Source organism: Hymenobacter defluvii (assembly GCF_017589435.1).
GTDB classification, from domain to species: Bacteria; Bacteroidota; Bacteroidia; order Cytophagales; family Hymenobacteraceae; genus Hymenobacter; species Hymenobacter profundi.
The window spans coordinates 334,661-353,075 of record NZ_JAGETX010000004.1 but is presented as its reverse complement, the minus strand read 5'-3'; the positions used below and the strand labels follow the sequence as shown (position 1 = coordinate 353,075).

16 protein-coding genes and 2 tRNA genes are annotated in these 18,415 nt (G+C 56.0%); 10 read left to right on the top strand and 8 right to left on the bottom strand.

What is annotated here, in order from left to right:
- Positions 1 to 70 precede the first annotated feature (70 nt).
- The 4 genes from J4D97_RS10230 to J4D97_RS10215 form a co-directional block, all read right to left on the bottom strand.
- On the bottom strand, positions 71 to 2,263 hold the full coding sequence (locus J4D97_RS10230; RefSeq protein ID WP_208307491.1) for a bifunctional alpha,alpha-trehalose-phosphate synthase (UDP-forming)/trehalose-phosphatase: 2,193 nt from the start codon (positions 2,261 to 2,263) through the stop codon (positions 71 to 73).
- Between the two features lie 575 nt (positions 2,264 to 2,838).
- Positions 2,839 to 3,066, bottom strand: coding sequence for a hypothetical protein (locus tag J4D97_RS10225; RefSeq protein WP_185284039.1), 228 nt, complete (start codon positions 3,064 to 3,066; stop codon positions 2,839 to 2,841).
- Positions 3,067 to 3,434: 368 nt separating this feature from the next.
- Complete coding sequence (locus tag J4D97_RS10220) at positions 3,435 to 3,635, bottom strand: hypothetical protein (RefSeq protein ID WP_208307490.1); 201 nt, start codon at positions 3,633 to 3,635, stop codon at positions 3,435 to 3,437.
- Positions 3,636 to 3,638: 3 nt separating this feature from the next.
- A complete protein-coding gene (locus J4D97_RS10215) occupies positions 3,639 to 4,448 on the bottom strand; it encodes a chemotaxis protein CheB (protein WP_208307489.1) in 810 nt (269 codons plus the stop codon).
- 178 nt (positions 4,449 to 4,626) lie between these two features.
- Between J4D97_RS10215 and J4D97_RS10210 the strand changes: the two genes are divergently transcribed.
- Positions 4,627 to 7,698, top strand: coding sequence for a CheR family methyltransferase (locus tag J4D97_RS10210; protein WP_208307488.1), 3,072 nt, complete (start codon positions 4,627 to 4,629; stop codon positions 7,696 to 7,698).
- 168 nt (positions 7,699 to 7,866) lie between these two features.
- A complete protein-coding gene (locus tag J4D97_RS10205) occupies positions 7,867 to 9,522 on the top strand; it encodes a PAS domain-containing sensor histidine kinase (RefSeq protein ID WP_208307487.1) in 1,656 nt (551 codons plus the stop codon).
- 7 nt (positions 9,523 to 9,529) lie between these two features.
- On the opposite strand, the gene J4D97_RS10200 is transcribed toward J4D97_RS10205, so the two are convergent.
- The 3 genes from J4D97_RS10200 to J4D97_RS10190 all read right to left on the bottom strand — a co-directional run bounded on the left by J4D97_RS10200 (position 9,530) and on the right by J4D97_RS10190 (position 10,636).
- Positions 9,530 to 9,769: a hypothetical protein gene (locus tag J4D97_RS10200; protein ID WP_208307486.1), complete on the bottom strand. Its 240-nt coding sequence runs from the start codon at positions 9,767 to 9,769 to the stop codon at positions 9,530 to 9,532.
- A gap of 248 nt (positions 9,770 to 10,017) precedes the next feature.
- Positions 10,018 to 10,089 (bottom strand) — tRNA-Glu (locus J4D97_RS10195).
- A gap of 475 nt (positions 10,090 to 10,564) precedes the next feature.
- A tRNA-Glu gene (locus J4D97_RS10190) sits at positions 10,565 to 10,636 on the bottom strand.
- A gap of 338 nt (positions 10,637 to 10,974) precedes the next feature.
- On the opposite strand from J4D97_RS10190, the gene gap reads away from it, so the two are divergent.
- The 5 genes from gap (at position 10,975) to J4D97_RS10165 (ending at position 14,457) form a co-directional block, all read left to right on the top strand.
- The gene (gene gap, locus J4D97_RS10185) at positions 10,975 to 11,982 is read left to right on the top strand and encodes a type I glyceraldehyde-3-phosphate dehydrogenase (RefSeq protein ID WP_185284035.1); all 1,008 of its coding nucleotides are present in this window, start codon (positions 10,975 to 10,977) and stop codon (positions 11,980 to 11,982) included.
- Positions 11,983 to 12,129: 147 nt separating this feature from the next.
- Positions 12,130 to 12,996: a diacylglycerol/lipid kinase family protein gene (locus J4D97_RS10180; RefSeq protein WP_279592431.1), complete on the top strand. Its 867-nt coding sequence runs from the start codon at positions 12,130 to 12,132 to the stop codon at positions 12,994 to 12,996.
- Positions 12,997 to 13,106: 110 nt separating this feature from the next.
- Positions 13,107 to 13,451 carry a translation initiation factor gene (locus tag J4D97_RS10175; RefSeq protein WP_208307484.1) on the top strand — a complete coding sequence of 115 codons (345 nt, stop codon included), beginning with the start codon at positions 13,107 to 13,109 and terminating at the stop codon, positions 13,449 to 13,451.
- A 35-nt stretch (positions 13,452 to 13,486) separates the two neighbouring features.
- A complete protein-coding gene (locus J4D97_RS10170; RefSeq protein ID WP_208307483.1) occupies positions 13,487 to 14,056 on the top strand; it encodes an HPP family protein in 570 nt (189 codons plus the stop codon).
- A complete protein-coding gene (locus tag J4D97_RS10165; protein WP_208307482.1) occupies positions 14,053 to 14,457 on the top strand; it encodes a DUF1622 domain-containing protein in 405 nt (134 codons plus the stop codon). The genes J4D97_RS10170 and J4D97_RS10165 overlap by 4 nt, the downstream gene beginning before the upstream one ends.
- Positions 14,458 to 14,594: 137 nt before the next feature.
- On the opposite strand, the gene kdsB is transcribed toward J4D97_RS10165, so the two are convergent.
- Positions 14,595 to 15,341: a 3-deoxy-manno-octulosonate cytidylyltransferase gene (kdsB, locus tag J4D97_RS10160; RefSeq protein ID WP_208307481.1), complete on the bottom strand. Its 747-nt coding sequence runs from the start codon at positions 15,339 to 15,341 to the stop codon at positions 14,595 to 14,597.
- A 177-nt stretch (positions 15,342 to 15,518) separates the two neighbouring features.
- Here kdsB and J4D97_RS10155 point away from each other — a divergent pair, with 177 nt between their 5' ends.
- The 3 genes from J4D97_RS10155 to J4D97_RS10145 all read left to right on the top strand — a co-directional run bounded on the left by J4D97_RS10155 (position 15,519) and on the right by J4D97_RS10145 (position 18,359).
- Positions 15,519 to 16,505 (top strand): LysM peptidoglycan-binding domain-containing protein, encoded by a 987-nt coding sequence (locus J4D97_RS10155; protein ID WP_208307480.1) that lies wholly within the window; start codon positions 15,519 to 15,521, stop codon positions 16,503 to 16,505.
- Between the two features lie 226 nt (positions 16,506 to 16,731).
- Complete coding sequence (locus J4D97_RS10150) at positions 16,732 to 17,514, top strand: TIGR02757 family protein (protein ID WP_208307479.1); 783 nt, start codon at positions 16,732 to 16,734, stop codon at positions 17,512 to 17,514.
- 221 nt (positions 17,515 to 17,735) lie between these two features.
- Positions 17,736 to 18,359: a DUF4136 domain-containing protein gene (locus J4D97_RS10145; protein WP_208307478.1), complete on the top strand. Its 624-nt coding sequence runs from the start codon at positions 17,736 to 17,738 to the stop codon at positions 18,357 to 18,359.
- Positions 18,360 to 18,415: the final 56 nt, after the last annotated feature.

Sequence of the window (18,415 nt, the reverse complement as noted above, 5' to 3'; positions counted from 1 at the left end):
GTTAGCTTCTCTAAGAGATAGAAAGCTAACAGCTATCAGCTAACGGCCAACAGCTTTTTTATCAGTGATACTACTGCGGCACGCTCACCTCTGCCAGGCTTTGCAGTAGCTCCTGCACCTCTGTGGTGCCGGGCACGTGGAAGCGCGCCAACGAGCGGCTGTTACGGCCTACCTTAATCGTGAAAGCATCTTTGGGCATTGCGCCGAAGGTATCCTCGTCGGTGCGGTCGTCGCCGATAGCCAGGATGAAGTCGGGCTGGTAGGTGGCCACCCAACGGGCGGCGGCGGTGCCTTTGTTGAGGCCGGCAGCCTTAATCTCAATCACTTTGTTGCCCTCCAACACTTGCAGGTCGCTGTTGCTGGTCAGGAAGCTGAGGTGGCTGATAAGCTCGCGCACGCGCACGGCAGCTAGCTCGGCATCGGCGCGGCGGTAGTGCCACACCAGCGAAAAGTCCTTGTCCTCGATAAATGACCCCGCCGTGCGGCTCACATACAGCTCTAGGGTAGGGCGGATTTCCTTCATCCAGTCGTTGCGCATGGGCTGAAACAGTGTCCAGTCCTGGCCCGCGGCCCGCAGCCATACGCCGTGCTCGGCAATGAAATCGACGGGCAAATGGCCCAGCCATTTTTGCAGCGTCTGCCGGTCGCGCCCGCTGATAATCACCACGCGGTTGTGCGGGTCGGCGCTCAGCGTAGTCAGGGTTTCCAGTATTTCCGCCGAGGGCGCCGCCTTCTGCGGATTGGGGTGGAAGGGCGCCAGCGTGCCGTCGTAGTCGAGCAGCAGCAGGCGTTGCGAAGCGGTAGTATATTGTTGGCGGAGCGTGGTGGCTTCCGTCGCATCCAGCATTTCGGTGGCGAGGGTCATCTGTTTGATTTTAGTATACGCCAGACGATTCATAAACAGCTCCGTCCAGTGGTAAACGTTGTAGTGCTGCACCAAGGCCTGCATGTTGGCTAGGCGCATTTTCTGCTCCTCCTCGGGCATTTCCAGCGCCTCATGCATGGCTTCGGCTAGCTGGTTCATGTCGGAGGGGTTGATGAGCAGGGCGTCGGACAGCTCGCGGGCGGCGCCGGCCCGCTCACTCAGAATCAGCACACCGCTATGGTCGGCCTTGCTGGCAATAAACTCCTTGGATACCAAGTTCATCCCGTCGCGGATGGGCGTTACCAGGGCTACCTCCGCCATGCGGTACAGGGCCGTTAGCTCTTCCAGGGGTAGGGAGCGGTAGAAATAATGAATCGGGTTCCAGGTGATGGTGCGGTAGTCGGCATTGATGCGGCCCACCAACTCGTCAATCTCCTCCTTCAACTCCTGATATTGCGCTACCTGGTCGCGCGAGGGCACTACCAGCATAATCAGCGTAGCGCGGCCCTGCCATTCGGGGTAGCGCTGGAGCAGCAGCTCAAAGGCCCGCAGCCGCTGGGCAATGCCCTTGGTGTAGTCGAGCCGGTCGATGGATAGGATGATGCGGGCGTTGGGTAGGGCCGCCAGGTAGTTTTGCTCGTGCTCCTGCGCCACCTCCGAGGCCGCGGCATTAGCGTAGCGCTCATAATCAATGCCCATCGGGAAAGCATCAATCAGCACCGTACGATTCTTCAACTCTAGGCGGCCGTTCTGGCTGGGGTAGCCCAGCAACTGCGACACCGAGCTGAGGAAGTGCCTCATGTAGCCGAAGGTGTGGAAGCCAATCAGATCAGCGCCCAGCATGCCTTCCAGTAATTGCGTGCGCCAGGGTAGGGCGCGCAGCAACTCATACGACGGAAACGGAATATGCAGGAAAAAGCCAATGGTGCTGTGCGGCCGGGCCTTGCGTAGCATTTGCGGCAGTAGCAGCAATTGGTAGTCGTGTACCCAAATGGTATCATCGTCGCCGGCTGCCTCCAGCACGGCATCACAGAATTTCTGATTCACGGCCACATACGTCTCCCAGTGCTGCTCATTGTATACGGCATACTGGCTGAAGTAGTGGAAGGTAGGCCACAGCGTTTCGTTGCTGAACCCCTCGTAAAAACCCTTTATTTCGTCGTCGTTCAGGAAGACCGGCTGCATGCTGTCGGCCTGTAGTTTGGTGGTAATCTGCTGCCGCTCCGTTTCGTCGTCTGCTACCAGGCCGGGCCAGCCGATCCAGACGTTGCCCTCGGCCCGGTAAATAGAGCCCAGCCCCGTCGCCAATCCGCCTTCACTGGGTGTAAAAGCCAGATCGTCGTCGGTGCGCTGTACTTTGGTAGGCAAACGGTTAGAAACAATAATAGTACGCGACATAGAAAGAAAGCTTGGTGAAAGAAAGAGTAGGCATTCAAGTAATAAGTAGTACGGAGTAGAATTGTTTATTACCGAATGGGAATAACGATTATTACAAACGATAGGTTAGGGTAAGGTCATCAGGCACAAGTCAACACCGCAGTAATTCTGTTTTTTGGTATAATGGCTGATCTTATTGCTACTCACAGAATACAACAGAAATTACTATAGTACTACTGTAATCGTCAATAATACTATCGTGCTGTGTTTTGCTGCACGACTGTCCTGTGTGGTGCAGTTATTCCAGTGGTCGTAGGTAAAGAAGACTATTGATTTTTAGGGGTGATGTGCTATACATGAGTAGAGCATTGAAAATCTGTCAACATTTTTTCAATAGAGAAAAATACTATTGTCCTTACGCGGTATAGAATATCCTGCTGTCAGAGTACACAAGCAAGTAACCCGCATTTCATGAGTTAATTGCTGTGGTACAGTTGTAGCGGAGTGTAGCTTGGGGTAGATGAACCAGTAGCACTAAAAATAAAAGTCCGATTAGCGGCAGCTAATCGGACTTTTAAAAACAGGGGCCGGATAAATTACTCGGCAGTTTCGGCTTTGCGCGGACGGCCAGGCTTGCGGGCACCTTCAGCACGAGGCTTACGCTCCTTGGCGGTAGGCGTGTAGCCGGGCTGTAGCATTTCGTTTAGCTCTTCTAGCAGCGAATTTACTTTCGTAACGTTTTTGCGAATCTGATTGAGTAATTGCTCGTTGGTGGCGGCATTATCAACAATTTCCTGCAGGCGGGCAATATCCATGGTTGCCATTATGAGTTAAGTTGTGAGTTTAAATTAACGTGTTGTAAATGTTACGTGACAAATATAGTGTTAGTTCCTGAGTGGTAATAATAAAAAATAAATTAATTAATAGATGTATGAATGATATGGTTTGCACAAGATTACGCCTGCGGTTTCTTCTCTTGTTTTTTATTATTACGTCAATGCGTGTAATAGTTATGCTGAATGGTTGAAAGACAATTTTTTAATGACGCTGCTATCTGAAAAGATGAAAAATACGCTTACAGCTTACTTAGATATACTTGAGATAAATATATCTAAGTAGTTCAGTAGTAGTAGCTAAAGATGAGTGTATTCCGCAACACATTGCAAATGCTGCTTATAGCCACAGCAGTAGACTATACTTTTCTCGCAGCTGAACTAGTATTTTCACTACCGCTCAGCAAAAATTCGCGCAGCCGGTTGATGTGGCGTTTTATTTCTTCGATGCGTTCTTCCTGCTGGGCGCTCCAGTACCCTTCGCCGTGGCTAGCCATATTGCTGAGTAGGTTTTTGCGCTCTTCCATCATGCGCAAGGCCACCCACAGCGTTTCCTCCATTTCCTACTGCGAAGATTCGAGCAAGGACTCAGCGGTGTAGGCGTGGCCAGTGTGGCAACGAAAGCGCAGCACGCTGCCTTCGTTCACTTTCCACAGGTTACCACCGCAGCCGGGACACGTGAGGGGTAATTGGTGCCCAATCTCACTAACTTCGTCTACTGTACCCATAACACGCTCGGCAATAGCCGCTTCTAGTTGTAAGTCGTGCGGAATGTGTGGGCGATGCTCCGGTTTACTGACCTGCTGACCTACCAAATCCATCAGCAGTGCCCCCATCTGGCTGATGGGCACCACGTAATCGACGGCCACGTGGCGCAGGGCGCTTTCGGGCATGCTGGCAAACTCGGCGTCGGCGGGGTCTTGCACCACGGCAGTGCCGCCGCAACGCTTCACAAAGTCAAGGCCAGCGGTACCATCGTGCAGCATACCCGTTAGGACCACGCCAATGACATGGGAATCGAAAGCCACGGCGGCCGAGCGAAATAGCGCATCGGCGGCCGGGCGGTAGTTGTTTTCGTGCGGGCCTTTGGTAACCAGTATGCGGTCTTCGTGCGTGAGCAGGTGCCGGTCGGGCGGGGCTAGGTAGAGGGTACCTGCTTGCAAAGGCGTTTGGTCTACTGCCAGCTGGCAGTGCAGGGAGGTGTGCATGGACAGCCTGTGCACCAGGGGCTGGCCCGTCGAGTCGGGGGCCAGGTGTTGCACTACCAATACGGCTGCCGGAAGCGTAGCAGGAAGTTGCGCTACTAGGCGCGTGAGAGCCGGCATACCACCGGCGGAAGTGCCAATAACAATAAGATAAGAAGGAGCAGCCACGGAAAACGTAAAAGGTTAAGATAGAACGCCAGGCGCAGGGCGGTTGTATACTACGCACCAAAACCACAAGCGGGCTATGTCGAATTAACTTATTTTTAATTGAAATTTGTCGATTCTGTGCCCTGGGACGCGTTTACTGTTCTGCTTATTTTCTTCTTCTATTCCCTTCTGATTGTGTATGAGTTCATCTAAACAGCCTTCCAAGCAACAGCACAGTGGCCCAACTGCCCAACCCGTGGAGGAGGCCACAACTGATGCTACGCCGGCTCATCTGATTCAGGAGCCGTTGGGGGTAGGCGTCGCGCCTGTCCGCCACGAGGAAGACCGGTTTACGGTGGTAGCGCTGGGGGGCTCGGCGGGCTCTTTGGAAGCATTCAAGCAGTTTTTTCAGCATTTGCCCTCGCATACGGGCCTGGCCTACGTGGTGGTCACGCACTTGTCGCCCACGCAGGAGGGGGAGATGGCGCAGGTGATGCAGCACTTCACCTCCATGCCCGTTATGGAAGCGAAAGACGGCATGCGGGTGCGGCCCAACCACGTGTACGTGATTCCGTCCAACCACGACCTGAGCCTGCTGCACGGGATTCTGTACTTGCTCAAGCCCACCCAGGCGCCGGGGCGCCGCCTACCCATCGACTTTTTCTTGCAGAGCCTGGCCAAAGACGTACGCGAGCGGGCGGTGTGCATCATCTTCTCCGGCATGGGCTCCGATGGTAGCCTGGGCCTGAAGCTGGTGATGGAGAACTTTGGGATGGTGATGGTGCAGGACCCCGAAACGGCAGCGTACGACTCGATGCCCCGCGCCGCCATGGCCACCGAGTTTGTAGACTTTGTGCTGGCGCCGGAAATGATGCCCGCTAAGCTGCTCGACTACGTAGAGCGGCCCCTGCTGGGGCGCCCGCCCCGCCTCAGCGAAAATCGGGACGACGCCAATAGCAAACCGGCCCACGCCCTGCAAAAAATCTTCCTGCTGATTCGCTCCCAAACCGGGCACGACTTCAGCTACTACAAGCGCAACACGGTGTTTCGGCGCATCGAGCGGCGCATGAACGCGCACCAGATCAAGGAATTCACCCACTACGTGCGCTATTTGCAGGAAAACCCCCACGAGGTAGAGCAGCTGTTTCGAGAATTACTGATTGGCGTCACCAAGTTCTTCCGCGACCACGAGGCCTTCGAGCACCTGAAAACGCATCTGCGGCCCGTGTTGCAGCGCAAAGAAACCGATAGCACCATACGCGTGTGGGCGCCCGGCTGCTCTACCGGCGAGGAGGCCTACTCGCTGGCCATGCTGCTGCTCGAATGCCTGGACGCGGTGGACCCCAGCCGCTACCTTAAGATTCAGATTTTTGCCACCGATATCAGCGCCGAGAGCATCGACTTTGCCCGCACTGGGCTCTACCCCGAGAACATCGTAGCCGATGTAAGCCCGGAACGCTTGGAGCGCTTTTTCCAGAAGGTCGACGGCCACTACCAGATTCGCAAGGAGGTGCGCGATTTGGTGGTGTTTGCCCTGCACAACATCAACAAAGACGCGCCCTTCACGAAGCTGGACCTGCTGTGTTGCCGCAACCTGCTGATTTACCTGAGCGGGGAACTGCAAAAAAACCTGCTGCCCGTGTTTCACTATGCGCTCAACCCCAACGGCATTCTGTTCCTGGGGCCGAGCGAAAACATCACGGGCTTTCAGGATTTGTTTCAACCCCTGGATGTGAAGTGGAAGATTTCGCGCCGCACCGAAACGGCCGCGTCGTTGCCGCGGCTTGCCAATTTCCCGTTTTCTCTATCAAGCCATCCCATGGCTTTGCCCGTACCGCCCGTGCTAGTTCCTGCTTCTTCTTCTGCCCGCCGCGATGGTGGACCTTTTGCCTCCCTTATTCAGAAAGAGCTGCTGCGCACGTACGCGCCGCCGGCAGTGGTTATCAACAGCAAGGGCGAAATCCTGTACGTGAATGGCCGCACGGGCAAATACCTGGAGCCTGCCCCCGGCCTGAGCGGCATGAACCTGTTTGAGATGGCCCGCGAGGAGCTGAACTTTGAAATCAGTGGGGCCGTGTTCCGGGCTACCCAGTCGCGCGAGGATGTGGTGGTCGACAACGTGCGGGTGCGCACGGATACGGGCCAGCAGGTGCTGCGCCTATCGGTGCGGCACCTGGGCGAGACCGACAACCTGGCGGGCTTGCTGCTGGTGGTATTCGAAGATCAGCCTACCCCCCGTCGCCTGCGGCTGGGCAAGCAGAGTGGTTCCCTTGAGCAGCGCAACGACGTCGCCTCGGCCCTCGAAAAGGAACTGCAATACACCAAGCACCGCCTCCAGACCACCATTGAGGAGATGGAAAGCAGCCTGGAAGAGCTGAAAAGCACCAACGAAGAGCTGCAATCGGCCAACGAGGAACTGCAAAGCACCAACGAGGAGGCCATGACCAACAAGGAGGAAATGCAGAGCCTGAACGAGGAGCTGCTGACCCTGAACATGCAGTACATGGCGCGCACGGAGGAGCTAACGCAGTCGGCCAACGACATGAAAAACCTGCTCGATGCCACCGAAATTGCCATTATCTTCCTTGATAACGACATGCTGGTGAAGCGCTTCACGCCGCCTGTAAGCCGCATCGTCAACCTGATGCCCAGCGACGTGGGTAGGCCTCTCATGCACTTTGCTTCCAACCTGCGCTACGAGCACCTCGTTCGCGATGTGCAGCAAGTGCTCAGCCGCCTCACCAGCCAGGAGGCCAACATTCAGGCCGTAAACGGGCAGTGGTACACCATGCGCATTTTGCCCTACCGTACCCTCGACAACTACATCAGCGGCGCCGTCATCACCTTCACGGAAATCACCAGCCTGAAGCAAATGGAGAAGCAGCTACAGGAAAGTGCCCGCTTTGCGGCCAGCATTCACGAGGCCGTGCGCGAGCCCCAGCTCACGCTCGACAAACAGCTGCGGGTGCTAACGGCCAGCCGCTCGTTTGCTGAGGCATTTCGGGAGCAGGCCAGCGAGCTGCCGGGCAAACCACTGGTTAGCCTCAGTGGCGGCGCCTGGGACAAGCCCGCCCTGCGCCACCAGCTGCACCAGCTGCTCGATCCTGAATCGGACCAAATGGAGTTCAACGACTTGACACTGGATATGGCACTGCCAGAGGTAGGGCGGCGGCAAGTGGTGCTGTATGGTCGGCGCCTGCTGCACTTGGAGCAGCCTACCAACCAGGTGTTGCTAGGCGTGAAAAGCATAGCAGAGGATACCACTCCCTAAGCCGCGCCGCCGCGCCAGGTTGCATACCTGTTGGTTCTTTATAGGGTAGGAAAAGCCCGTATATCTTCAGCAGGACAGAAAGCGGCTGCCTGGCTTTTTCAACTACACTCCGGCTCTGTTCCTACCCCCACTACCTACCAAATTCATTATCTATAACCGGCTTGTTGTATGGGAAGGCTTGAAGAAGGAGAGCAACCTCAAGATGTTTCCCGCGCTAAGGCAGCGCTGGAGAGCCTGCGCCAGCGCACCGAGCAGCGCCGCTATCTGGTTACGCAGCCCACACCAGTTGATACGCCGGCCGAAGTGCGGCAACTGGTGCAGGAGTTGCAAGTGCACCAGATTGAGCTGGAAATGCAGTACGAAGAACTGCTGCTGGCCCAAATGGAAGCCGAAAAAAGCCGGGCGCAGTACATTGATCTATACGAGTTTGCGCCCATTGGCTACTGCACCATCGCCGCCAATGGGCAACTGCAACAGCTAAACCTGCGCGCCAGCCAGCTATTGGGCGCCCCAAGGCAGCAGTTGCTGGGGCGGCGCTTAGCGCTGTTTGTGGAAATGAGCAGCCGGGAGCCATTCGTAGAATTTCTGCAACGGCTACTCAGCACCGGACATCGGCAGACCCTGACGCTGCCCATGCGCCGTGTCGACAACATTTTGTTTTATGCCCGCCTGGAAGGCATGGCCACGTCTGCGGACCTATCTGAGCTATGCTGCCGCTTGGCTTTGTTTGACGTAACGGAGCAATACCAGGCGCAGCAAGCATTGACCATCAGCGAAAAGCGGTTCCGAACGCTCTTCGAGCTGAGCGAAGACGGTATGTTGCTGCTGCGCGACAATCGGTTTGTGGACTGCAACGACAGCGTCCTGCGCCTGTTGCAGCTACCCGATAGAAAAGCCTTACTTGGCCAGCATGCCTCGGCCTTCTCGCCCGAGAAGCAGCCTAATGGCCTGCGGTCCTACTCCCTGGCCAATCAGTATTGGGAAGAAACGCTGCTGCGCGGCTCCTTGCAGTTTGAGTGGTGCCGTCTGCGGGCCAACGGCGAGCCGTTTTGGGAGGAAGTGCTTCTTACCAGTATTCCTGAAGAAGTGGGTAGCGCGTTGGTGCACGCCAGCTGGCGCGACATCACAGACCGCAAGCTGGCGGAAGCCGAGCGGGCTACCCAGCAGCAGCGCCTCGCCGATGCCGTGCTGAACGCCCAGGAAGTTGAGAAGCGCCGCATTGCGGAGTCGTTGCACAACGGGTTGGGGCAGTCGCTGTACGCCGCCAAGCTGCACCTCGACCATATTCAGGTAGGGGACGACCAAGTTTCGCAACAAGTGAAAGCGAAGATAGAGCACCTGTTATCCAGCGCCATCAAGCAGGCCCGTACGTTGTCGCACCAGTTGGTGCCCACCACGCTGGAAGACTTTGGCCTGGAGGCTGCTATGAGGGATATCTGCCAGATTTGCAGCAGCCCAGCCTTGCAGCTACGCTGCCACGTGCAGACCCTACCAACCAGCATCCCCAAAAACCTGCAAATTGCTGTGTACCGAATGGCGCAGGAGTTGACCAACAACATCGTGAAGCACGCTCAGGCCACGCAGGCAAGTTTGTACCTACGCGAGGAACACGGCTACCTCATCCTCCAGGCCCGCGACAACGGCCAGGGCTTCGATGCGCAGCAACCCTCCTTTGATGGCTTGGGGCTGAGCGCCATTCGCGACCGGGTGCGCTTGCTGAACGGTACCCTGAACGTCGACTCGAAGAAGGAGCAGGGGACGGACATTACAGTTTTCCTACCCCTGGCCCCGGATAGGTCGGCTACCGTGCCAAGCATAAGCTGAGCGGCACCTAAAGCGACTGACGGTCGGAGCCGAAGGGTACGGGTGAGGGTAGAGCGCTGGGCGCGGCCAGCAAGTCGCAGACTTCCTGCCAACTCAATTCGCCAGCCACGTACCGTTGATATAGGGCCTGAGCGCGAGTTGGCGTTTTGAGCCCCATATTTTCCCGCACAATCAGCATTTGCCGAAGTACGTGCGCCCGCTGTTGCGGCGTCTGGGCAAAGGGACCGAATTTAGGATTGTGAGCCATAAGAATAGTGGAAAGGGGAGGATAGAACGAGTAGCAAAATTGCCGAATAGTGTAGAAAGATTCAATCGTATAAACCCGTAAGTGACTTAGTAACAACTACGTAATTAGGGTAGCTGTAAAAAATACTATTGGCAGAACTGGTAGCACTGTAGTCAGTAAATACACAGTTGCAGTCAGTAAAAATACCTTGTTTGAGCAATAAAAAAGGCCTTCTGCTGGGGAGCAGAAGGCCTTGCAAAGCGGGGGAGTAGTCCGTAGGGGAATCGAACCCCTGTTGGTAGAATGAAAATCTACTGTCCTAACCCCTAGACGAACGGACCAGATAACTAAACCCTGGTGCGCTTTGGTGCTGCAAAGGTAATACTAGATAATAAGAATGCAAGCAGGCTGTAAAAAAAATATTGCAAGTACTTATTGCTGCATTTCCAGTAGGCTTTCCGGGCCTTGTTAAGCTACTGAAAACCAGGGCTGGCGCTGCTAAGCGGCTGGCGGTGCTTCAGCATATACCGGAAGTAGGTGTTGCTGGTGGCCAAGTTTGTGACGGAGCCATTGGGTAGTACGTCCTACCCGTTGGTGCAGAGAAAATGGAGAATCGCGGCTTCGCTGGGAAACTTGCGTTTCTGGTCGGCCTCCCGCGTAGACAGCACGCCTTTGCTCACGGAAAACGTGTAGTAAAAATCCCGAGAATATATTTCAGCTGTGCCATAGGGCTACTTGCAAGTCGCAAACGCCGCAACAAAAAGCAACAAAAAAGGCCTTCTGCTGGGGAGCAGAAGGCCTTGCAAAGCGGGGGAGTAGTCCGTAGGGGAATCGAACCCCTGTTGGTAGAATGAAAATCTACTGTCCTAACCCCTAGACGAACGGACCAGATAACTAAACCCTGATGCGCTTTGGTGCTGCAAAAGTAGCGTAGGGAAGCTTCAGCGCAATATCTGACGCGAAAAAAAAGTGTGTCCGCTGGCAAATAGATTGATTTACAGGTAGAAAATTTTTCGTTTTTACCTCATCATTGAAAATGGAATAGCTACGGACCGCCTTCTGTACGTACTAGAGGACACTTACCTGCCAGCGCGGAAGCACTTCCAAAACACTTGTCCTATCTGGCGGGTTAATTTGGCGAAGTTAAGGAGGCCCTTTACCTTCGCCTCGCCTAACCCTAAACCCGACCCACACTTGTGCGGGCCGATTAACCCCTTTTTCCTGCTATGGCTAAGATTAAAGTCGCCATCAACGGATTTGGCCGCATTGGCCGCCTCACGTTCCGGTCGCTGCTCAAGCGCGACAACGTGGAGGTGGTTGCCATCAACGACCTGACCGATAACAAAACGCTCGCCCACCTGCTCAAGTACGACTCGCTGCACGGCCGCTTCGACGGCGACATATCGTACGACGAGGACAGCCTGACCGTGAACGGTCAGCGCATTACGGCCCTGGCCGAGCGCGACCCCAAGCTGTTGCCCTGGGGCGACATGGGTATTGATGTAGTGCTGGAATCGACTGGCCGCTTCGTAGATGAGGCAGGTGCTGGCCAGCACCTCACCGCTGGTGCCAAGAAAGTAGTGATTTCGGCTCCAGCTACCGGCAACATCCCGACGGTAGTACTGGGCGTAAACGAAGACATCCTGACCGGCGACGAGACCATTCTCTCGAACGCCAGTTGCACCACCAACTGCTTGGCCCCTATGGCCAAGGTGCTGGACGATGCGTTTGGCATTGAGAAGGGCTACATCACTACGGTGCACGCCTACACCTCGGACCAGAATCTGCAAGACGCGCCGCACAAAGACCTGCGTCGTGCCCGCGCTGCTGCATATAGCATCATTCCTACCAGCACCGGCGCCGCCAAGGCCGTAGGTCTGGTACTGCCCCAGCTGAAAGGCAAGCTCGATGGTATCGCCATGCGCGTGCCTATTCCAGACGGCTCTACCACCGATTTGACCGTTATCCTGAAGAAGGAAGTGACCAAAGAGCAGATCAACGAAGCCATCAAAACGGCTGCCGAAGGTCCGCTGAAAGGCATCCTGGAGTACAGCACCGATCCGCTGGTAAGCATCGACATCGTAGGCAACACGCACTCGTGCATCTTCGACTCGCAACTGACGGCTGCCAACGGTACGCTGGTGAAAGTGGTAGGCTGGTACGACAACGAAATCGGCTACAGCTCGCGCACCGCTGACCTCATCGAGAAGCTCGGTGTGAAAATGCAGGGCTAAGCTCCGCTTACAGTGCATCAAAAAGCGGCCTACCCACACCGGGTAGGCCGCTTTTTTGTTGTAGCATAAAAATAGATTTGCCGACTTTTGAGCGCTAAACGAATTCCCTTACCACTACCCAGTCGTTCAAACTCACTACTCACCACCTTGCGCATCTGTTTTATTTTGAATCCAATGTCCGGCACCAATCGTCGGCAAGATGTGGCGGGCCTGCTGGCGCGCTATCTCGACCCAGCGCGGGTGACCTACGAAGTGCGTCACACCGAGTATGCCGGCCACGCCGTGCTGCTGGCCCGCGAAGCTGCCGAAGCCGGCTGCCGGGTGGTAGTGGCCGTGGGGGGCGATGGCACGGTGAACGAGGTAGGACGGGGGCTGCTGGGTACGGGGGCTGCACTGGGCATCTTGCCCCGCGGCTCCGGCAACGGCCTGGCTCGCCACCTGCACGTGCCGCTGGGGCTGTCGGCGGCCATTAAGCGCCTGAATGCGCCGGAATTTCAACGTATTGACGTGGGCTGCATCAATGGGCACCAGTTTTTCTGCACGGCGGGGGTAGGGTTCGACGCGCACGTGAGTAAGTGCTTTGCCGTGGCCGGCACCCGCGGGCTGGTTACCTACGTGAAGGTAGCCCTGCACGAATACCGCCACTACCAGCCCACGCCGGTAAAGGTGCATTTTGCCGATAACGTGCTGGAAACCAACTGCTATGTGTTGGCCTTTGCCAACGCCGCGCAGTATGGCAACAATGCCTACATCGCCCCGAATGCCAACATCCAGGATGGTCTACTGGATCTATGCCTGATTGATGCGCTACCCTTGTTGCGGGCCGTGCGCGTGGGGGTAGGGCTGGCGCTGGGCAATCTGCCTACCTCGAGCGCTGCCGTATACCACACCGCGCAGCAGGTACGGGTAGAAGCCGCCCAGCCGCTCGGCTTCCACGTAGATGGCGATTATAAAGGAGAAGCCATCCACTTTGCCGTGGAGCTGACGCCATTGGCGCTGGAAGTGGCTGTTTGAAAATAATGTAGTAGTGCGTTTGATATTTTGGTTGCACGAACTACGCCATTTCCCAAACCGTGCAGCCAGAACATCAAACGCACTACTTTCCCATTTCATAACTTCACCCTATGAAAGCCGACAAGAAGAGACCTGAAGGAGTTGTGTATTCCACCAACGCCGATTTTGCTTATCAATACAATGACGAAGCTGTAGTAACGACGCTGCCACCTCAGCAGCAAAACCTGCGCGTGCAGCTCGACAAAAAAGCCCGTGCCGGCAAGCAAGTCACCCTCGTAACCGGCTTCGTAGGTACTGATGCCGACCTGCAAACCCTGGGCAAACTGCTGAAAACAAAGTGCGGGGTAGGCGGCAATGCCAAAGACGGCGAAATCCTCATCCAGGGCGACTTTCGCGATAAAGTGATGGCTGTGCTACTAGCTGCTGGCTACAAGGCAAAAAAGGCAGGCGGCTAAACCAGCCTTGCATGTGGGCGTATGCATAAGCCAGTATGGCCCCCTCTGCTCCCTCTCAACAATCAACCGCTCCGCTTGCCGATGCACCGTCCCGCGGCGTAGGCCGCAAGCGTCTGAGCGTGCGCGCCGAGCTGCTGTTAGCCTTGCTACCCACGGCTACAGTGCTGGCGGTACTGGCCTTGGTGGAGGTATATAGCCACCAGCGGCTGCTGTTTGCCTCTTTGGCTTCCAGTGCTTTTCTTATCTACCTCGACCCCGAGCACGCGACCAACAGCGGCCGTACGCTGCTGCTCTCGCAATGCGCGGCGGCGCTGGCAGGTTTTGGCTTCTACGCGTGGCTGGGGCCGGGCTACCTCCCCGCTGCACTGGCCATGCTCACGGTTATCGGGCTGATGGTGGTGCTGGACGCAGTGCACCCGCCGGCCGTATCCACGGCTCTCAGCTTCGCCTTTCAGGGGCAAAAGGCCGATAACCTGTTGCTATTCGGGGCTGCCGTGGGGCTGATTCTGGTGCTCGTGGCTCTGCAACGGGGTTCAGTTTGGCTGTTGCGCCGCCTTACCCGTACGTCTTCTGCTGCCGCCGCGGCCCTTACTCAACCACAATGATTGCTACCCCCGAAAGTCTGGGAGTCGAAGGCTCCGTAATTGCTGCCGTACAATGGATCAAGCTGGCCGTAGAGGCCATTGGAGCAGCTATTATTGCGCTGGGCGTGCTCATAGCAGGCAGCCAGTTTGTGATGGCTCTCCTGCGGCGACAAACGGCCAACTTCAACGCCATCCGCCTGATGCTGGCTCGCTACCTGGCCGTAGCACTAGAATTTGAGCTAGGCGCCGACGTGCTGAGTACCGCCATTGCGCCCGGCTGGGAACAAATCGGTAAGCTAGGCGCCATTGCCGTTATCCGTACTGCCCTCAACTATTTCCTATCTATTGAGATGAAAGAGGAAAGCGCTTCTGAGCAGGAAAAGAAAGTAGCCGCCCAAGCATCGGGGAGCGAAGGAGGGTAGGAAGGTGTGAGTTGAAAATATGTCATCCTGAGCTTGCGAAGGACCTTCTTACATCTGTACGACAAGCGCACAAGTACCAACGACCCGTTCTAGCGTAAGAAGGTCCTTCGCAAGCTCAGGATGACAATTCTACTTTCTTATTCTCCTAAAATCTGTGCTAAGGCGCGAATTACATCTTCCGGCGTGTCGATGCCCAGGGTAGCCAACTCAGTTTCAGCAGTGCGGATGCGGTAGCCGTGTTCCAGCCACCGCAGCTGCTCCAAGCTCTCAGCTATTTCGAGGGGGGAAGGGGGTAGGCGAGTTAGCTCGGCCAGCACGGCGGGGCGGTAGGCGTAGAGGCCAATGTGGCGCAGGTAGTGGTGGTAAGCCAGCCAGTCGGCGGGGTTGTGCTGGCGCTGGTAGGGTAGGGGGTGGCGGCTGAAGTACAGCGCTTCGCCCCGCGTATTCAGCACTACTTTGGGCAAGTGCGGGCTGCGTAGTTCCTCCTCACTCACCACATGTTTCACCAGCGTGCCAATTTGCGTTTCCGCATCGGCAAACAAATCCAGCAACAGGTTGATTTGCGCGGGATGAATAAACGGCTCGTCGCCCTGAATATTCACTACGCAGTCAGCCGTTTCGCCCAGTTGCTGGTAGGCTTCGTACACGCGGTCGGTGCCACTGGGATGGTTGGAGGAAGTCAGCACGGCTTCGCCACCGAAATCCAGCACGTGCTGGTGAATGCGGGTATCATCGGTGGCGACTACCACGCGGCTCAGGTGGGCTTGCCGGGCCTGGTTTACCACCCGCTGAATCATGGACTGACCACCCAGGTCAATCAGTGGCTTGCCGGGTAGGCGGGTAGAAGCATAGCGAGCCGGAATGATACCAATGGCGTGTAGCATGGGCGGGAGGGTAGAGAAAATCAGAAACGACGCAAAATAAGCACCTTTCCGTCCGCGTTTCCTACTGAAGAATGGTACTGTGCGGAGATTAATCTTTATCTTTCGGCCTTATTACGGGTAAAAAGCGTGGGCTGGAGCGTGAGGTTGCCCGGTGCTCTTTTCCACGATATAGTTGTTATGATTCGTCTTTCCTTTTTGTTGGTGCTACTTGTAGGTGCAAGCCGTACTGTTTGTGCCACTACATTGCCGCCGGCCGCGCTGCCCGATTCTATTGGGGTTGAATACCGGGGCAACAAAATGCTGATCAAGCACCTGGTAACCGCCGGCGAAACGCTGTATGGCTTGTCGCGACGCTACAAGGTGACGGTGGAAAGCATTGTAGAGGCCAACCCGCAGTTGCAGGGTGCCTTGGTGAAAGGCCAGGTGGTGCTGGTGCCCCGCACCCGCGTGGTACTCACGCCTGCTCCTGCTACCCGCGCCACGGCTGCTGCATCCTCTGCCGCAACGCCTGCTGCTCGTGCCCTACCCACCGACGCTCGCGGCAACCACGTGTATACCGTGAAGCCAGGCCAGACGCTGTTTTCCATTGCCCAACGCTACGGGGTGAGCACTACGGAGCTGATTCGGCTGAACCGCCTGCCCGCGTCGGGTGTCGTGAATGCCAACCAGACGCTGATTATTGTGCCGGCCGCCGCTGGCAGCGTGGCTGCGGCCAAGCCAGCGCCTACCCGGCCCGCGCCAACGGTGGTAGCGCCACCGGCCGCTGCTGCCCCGCCCCGCCCCGAAGACCCCGACCGCAACCGCCCGAAGGAAACTCCCGCGCCGGCGCCCACTGAAACCGCCACCACCGACGGCCCCGAGGAGGAACGGGCCCCCGAGCACGCCAGCGAAATTGTGAGCCGCGTGCGCGAAAGCGGCCTAGCCGCCATCATCGAAGGCTCTACCACCGAGAAGTACTTAGCCCTACACAAAACCGCGCCGGTGGGCACCATCATGCAGGTGCGCAATATCATGAACGGCCAGTCGGTGTACGTGCGCGTAATCGGTCACCTGCCCGACACTGGCGACAACGCCAATATGCTGGTGCGCCTCTCGCCCCGCGCCGTGCAGCGCCTCGTCACCCCCGACCAGCGCTTCCGCGTCGAAACTTCCTACGTGCCGTAAAGAGTGATTGAGTGGGAGAGTAACTGAGTGCATGCTCAAGAAGGCTTCTTAATCACTCAGAATCTGTTTGCGTTAAATCGGTGGGCCGTTGACAGGGTGTAGAGACGCGTACTTGCGTCTCATCGTTGAACGATATCGTGGATATGGCGCATGCAATGAGATGCAAGTATGCGTCTCTACACGTTTGTATCTAACTCAAATAGACTCTCAGTCAGTCTTTTATTACATGAACACCGCCCAACTGCGGGATTTTCTGGAGGAGCACTACGACCGCTACGACCAGCCCGCTTTCATCGACAACGACCCCATCAGCCTGCCGCACCGCTTCACGCAGAAGCAGGATATTGAAATCAGTGGGCTGTTTGCGGCGCTGCTGGCCTGGGGGCAGCGCAAAACCATCATCAGCAAAACCAGCGAGCTGCTGCGCCGCATGGACGACGCACCCTACCAGTTCGTGTTGCATCACTCCGACGAGGACCTGAAGCAGCTGCTGGGCTTTTGTCACCGCACGTTCTGCGATACGGACCTGCTGTATTTCGTGCACTGGCTGCGGTGGTACTACCAGCAGCACGCGTCGCTGGAGGATGCGTTTTTGCACGGCGCCACACAAAAGGAGCGGTTACAAAATTTTCACAATCTATTCTTCAGCCTCGACGACGCGCCTCAGCGCACCCGCAAGCACGTGGCTACTCCGGCCCGCGGCTCGGCTTGCAAACGCGTGAATATGTACCTGCGCTGGATGGTACGCCCCGACGCGCGTGGCGTGGATTTTGGTCTTTGGACGCGCCTCGCGCCTGCCGACCTTATTTGCCCCTGTGACGTGCACGTAGAGCGTATTGCCCGCCGCCTGGGCCTCATGACGCGCACCCTTGTAGATTGGCAAGCCGCCGAAGACCTCACGACTCACCTACGCACATTCGACCCAAAAGACCCCGTGAAGTACGATTTTGCGCTATTTGGACTAGGTGTGGAAGAAAAGCTAGCAAACAAGCAACGAGCAGCTTTATAGCGGGCAATTGCTTGAATAATCTCATCGCCGTTAAGTGCTGGTAACAGCCATTATAATGCGATAAACAGCATATATAGCTTCTGCTTCAGAAGGCAAAATAGCGTCTAATTATAATGGTATAATTCCGTTGAAATATTATAAAATATTGTCATATTTTAAACGATATAGATTGCTCAGCGTAAATAAAGTATAGATATTTTTTCACAAAAACGCTGAAAATCATGAAAATAACTTCTTTATTCCTCGCTTGTGGATTAGCCGCCGGTATAGCTGGCTGCTCCGGTTCCGAATCGGCAGTAGTAGTAGGTAGCGACGAACGTGGCGATGCCAACCAAACCGGTACCCCGTATAGTAGCGTGTCTACTACTGATAACTCCGACGCTGTAGATTTCACGAAGTACAAAACGTATTCCTGGGCCTCGCAGGTGCGCGATGAGGGCAATACGGTGTACTTTCTAAACGACTTGGTATTCAAAGCCATGGTGCGCGACGCCGTGGACCATGAAATGGTTTCGCGGGGCTACACGTACTCGCCTAGCGGCGGCGACCTGCTGCTGAACTTTCGGGTATTCGACCAGCCTACCGAAATCAGATCCAACGAAAATCTGGGCACCGGTTACTGGGGTGCCAACGAAACATACGCCTATAATACACGCAACCAAGTGAAACTGGATCGGGGTAGTATCTTGGTACAGATGATTGACCGCAACAAAAGTGTAGAAGTGTGGCAGGGCTATGCTTCTGGCCTAACTAACGGTAACGCTTTTGATAAAGACAAAAACAAAGTGTACACAGCCGTCGGGCAGATATTTAATAAATATGAATACCGTGGCGACAAACTGTAGTTGCTTGTTGCCAGGTAGTTATACGAATAAAAGGCCAGTGCTAATGCGCTGGCCTT

Coding starts and splice junctions, on each gene's coding strand:
- J4D97_RS10155 (WP_208307480.1), top strand. CDS start 15,519: ATGATTCGTCTTTCCTTTTTGTTGGTGCTACTTGTAGGTGCAAGCCGT.
- J4D97_RS10145 (WP_208307478.1), top strand. CDS start 17,736: ATGAAAATAACTTCTTTATTCCTCGCTTGTGGATTAGCCGCCGGTATA.
- J4D97_RS10210 (WP_208307488.1), top strand. CDS start 4,627: ATGAGTTCATCTAAACAGCCTTCCAAGCAACAGCACAGTGGCCCAACT.
- J4D97_RS10165 (WP_208307482.1), top strand. CDS start 14,053: ATGATTGCTACCCCCGAAAGTCTGGGAGTCGAAGGCTCCGTAATTGCT.
- J4D97_RS10225 (WP_185284039.1), bottom strand. CDS start 3,066: ATGGCAACCATGGATATTGCCCGCCTGCAGGAAATTGTTGATAATGCC.
- J4D97_RS10205 (WP_208307487.1), top strand. CDS start 7,867: ATGGGAAGGCTTGAAGAAGGAGAGCAACCTCAAGATGTTTCCCGCGCT.
- kdsB (WP_208307481.1), bottom strand. CDS start 15,341: ATGCTACACGCCATTGGTATCATTCCGGCTCGCTATGCTTCTACCCGC.
- gap (WP_185284035.1), top strand. CDS start 10,975: ATGGCTAAGATTAAAGTCGCCATCAACGGATTTGGCCGCATTGGCCGC.
- J4D97_RS10150 (WP_208307479.1), top strand. CDS start 16,732: ATGAACACCGCCCAACTGCGGGATTTTCTGGAGGAGCACTACGACCGC.
- J4D97_RS10220 (WP_208307490.1), bottom strand. CDS start 3,635: ATGGAGGAAACGCTGTGGGTGGCCTTGCGCATGATGGAAGAGCGCAAA.
- J4D97_RS10170 (WP_208307483.1), top strand. CDS start 13,487: ATGGCCCCCTCTGCTCCCTCTCAACAATCAACCGCTCCGCTTGCCGAT.
- J4D97_RS10230 (WP_208307491.1), bottom strand. CDS start 2,263: ATGTCGCGTACTATTATTGTTTCTAACCGTTTGCCTACCAAAGTACAG.
- J4D97_RS10175 (WP_208307484.1), top strand. CDS start 13,107: ATGAAAGCCGACAAGAAGAGACCTGAAGGAGTTGTGTATTCCACCAAC.
- J4D97_RS10200 (WP_208307486.1), bottom strand. CDS start 9,769: ATGGCTCACAATCCTAAATTCGGTCCCTTTGCCCAGACGCCGCAACAG.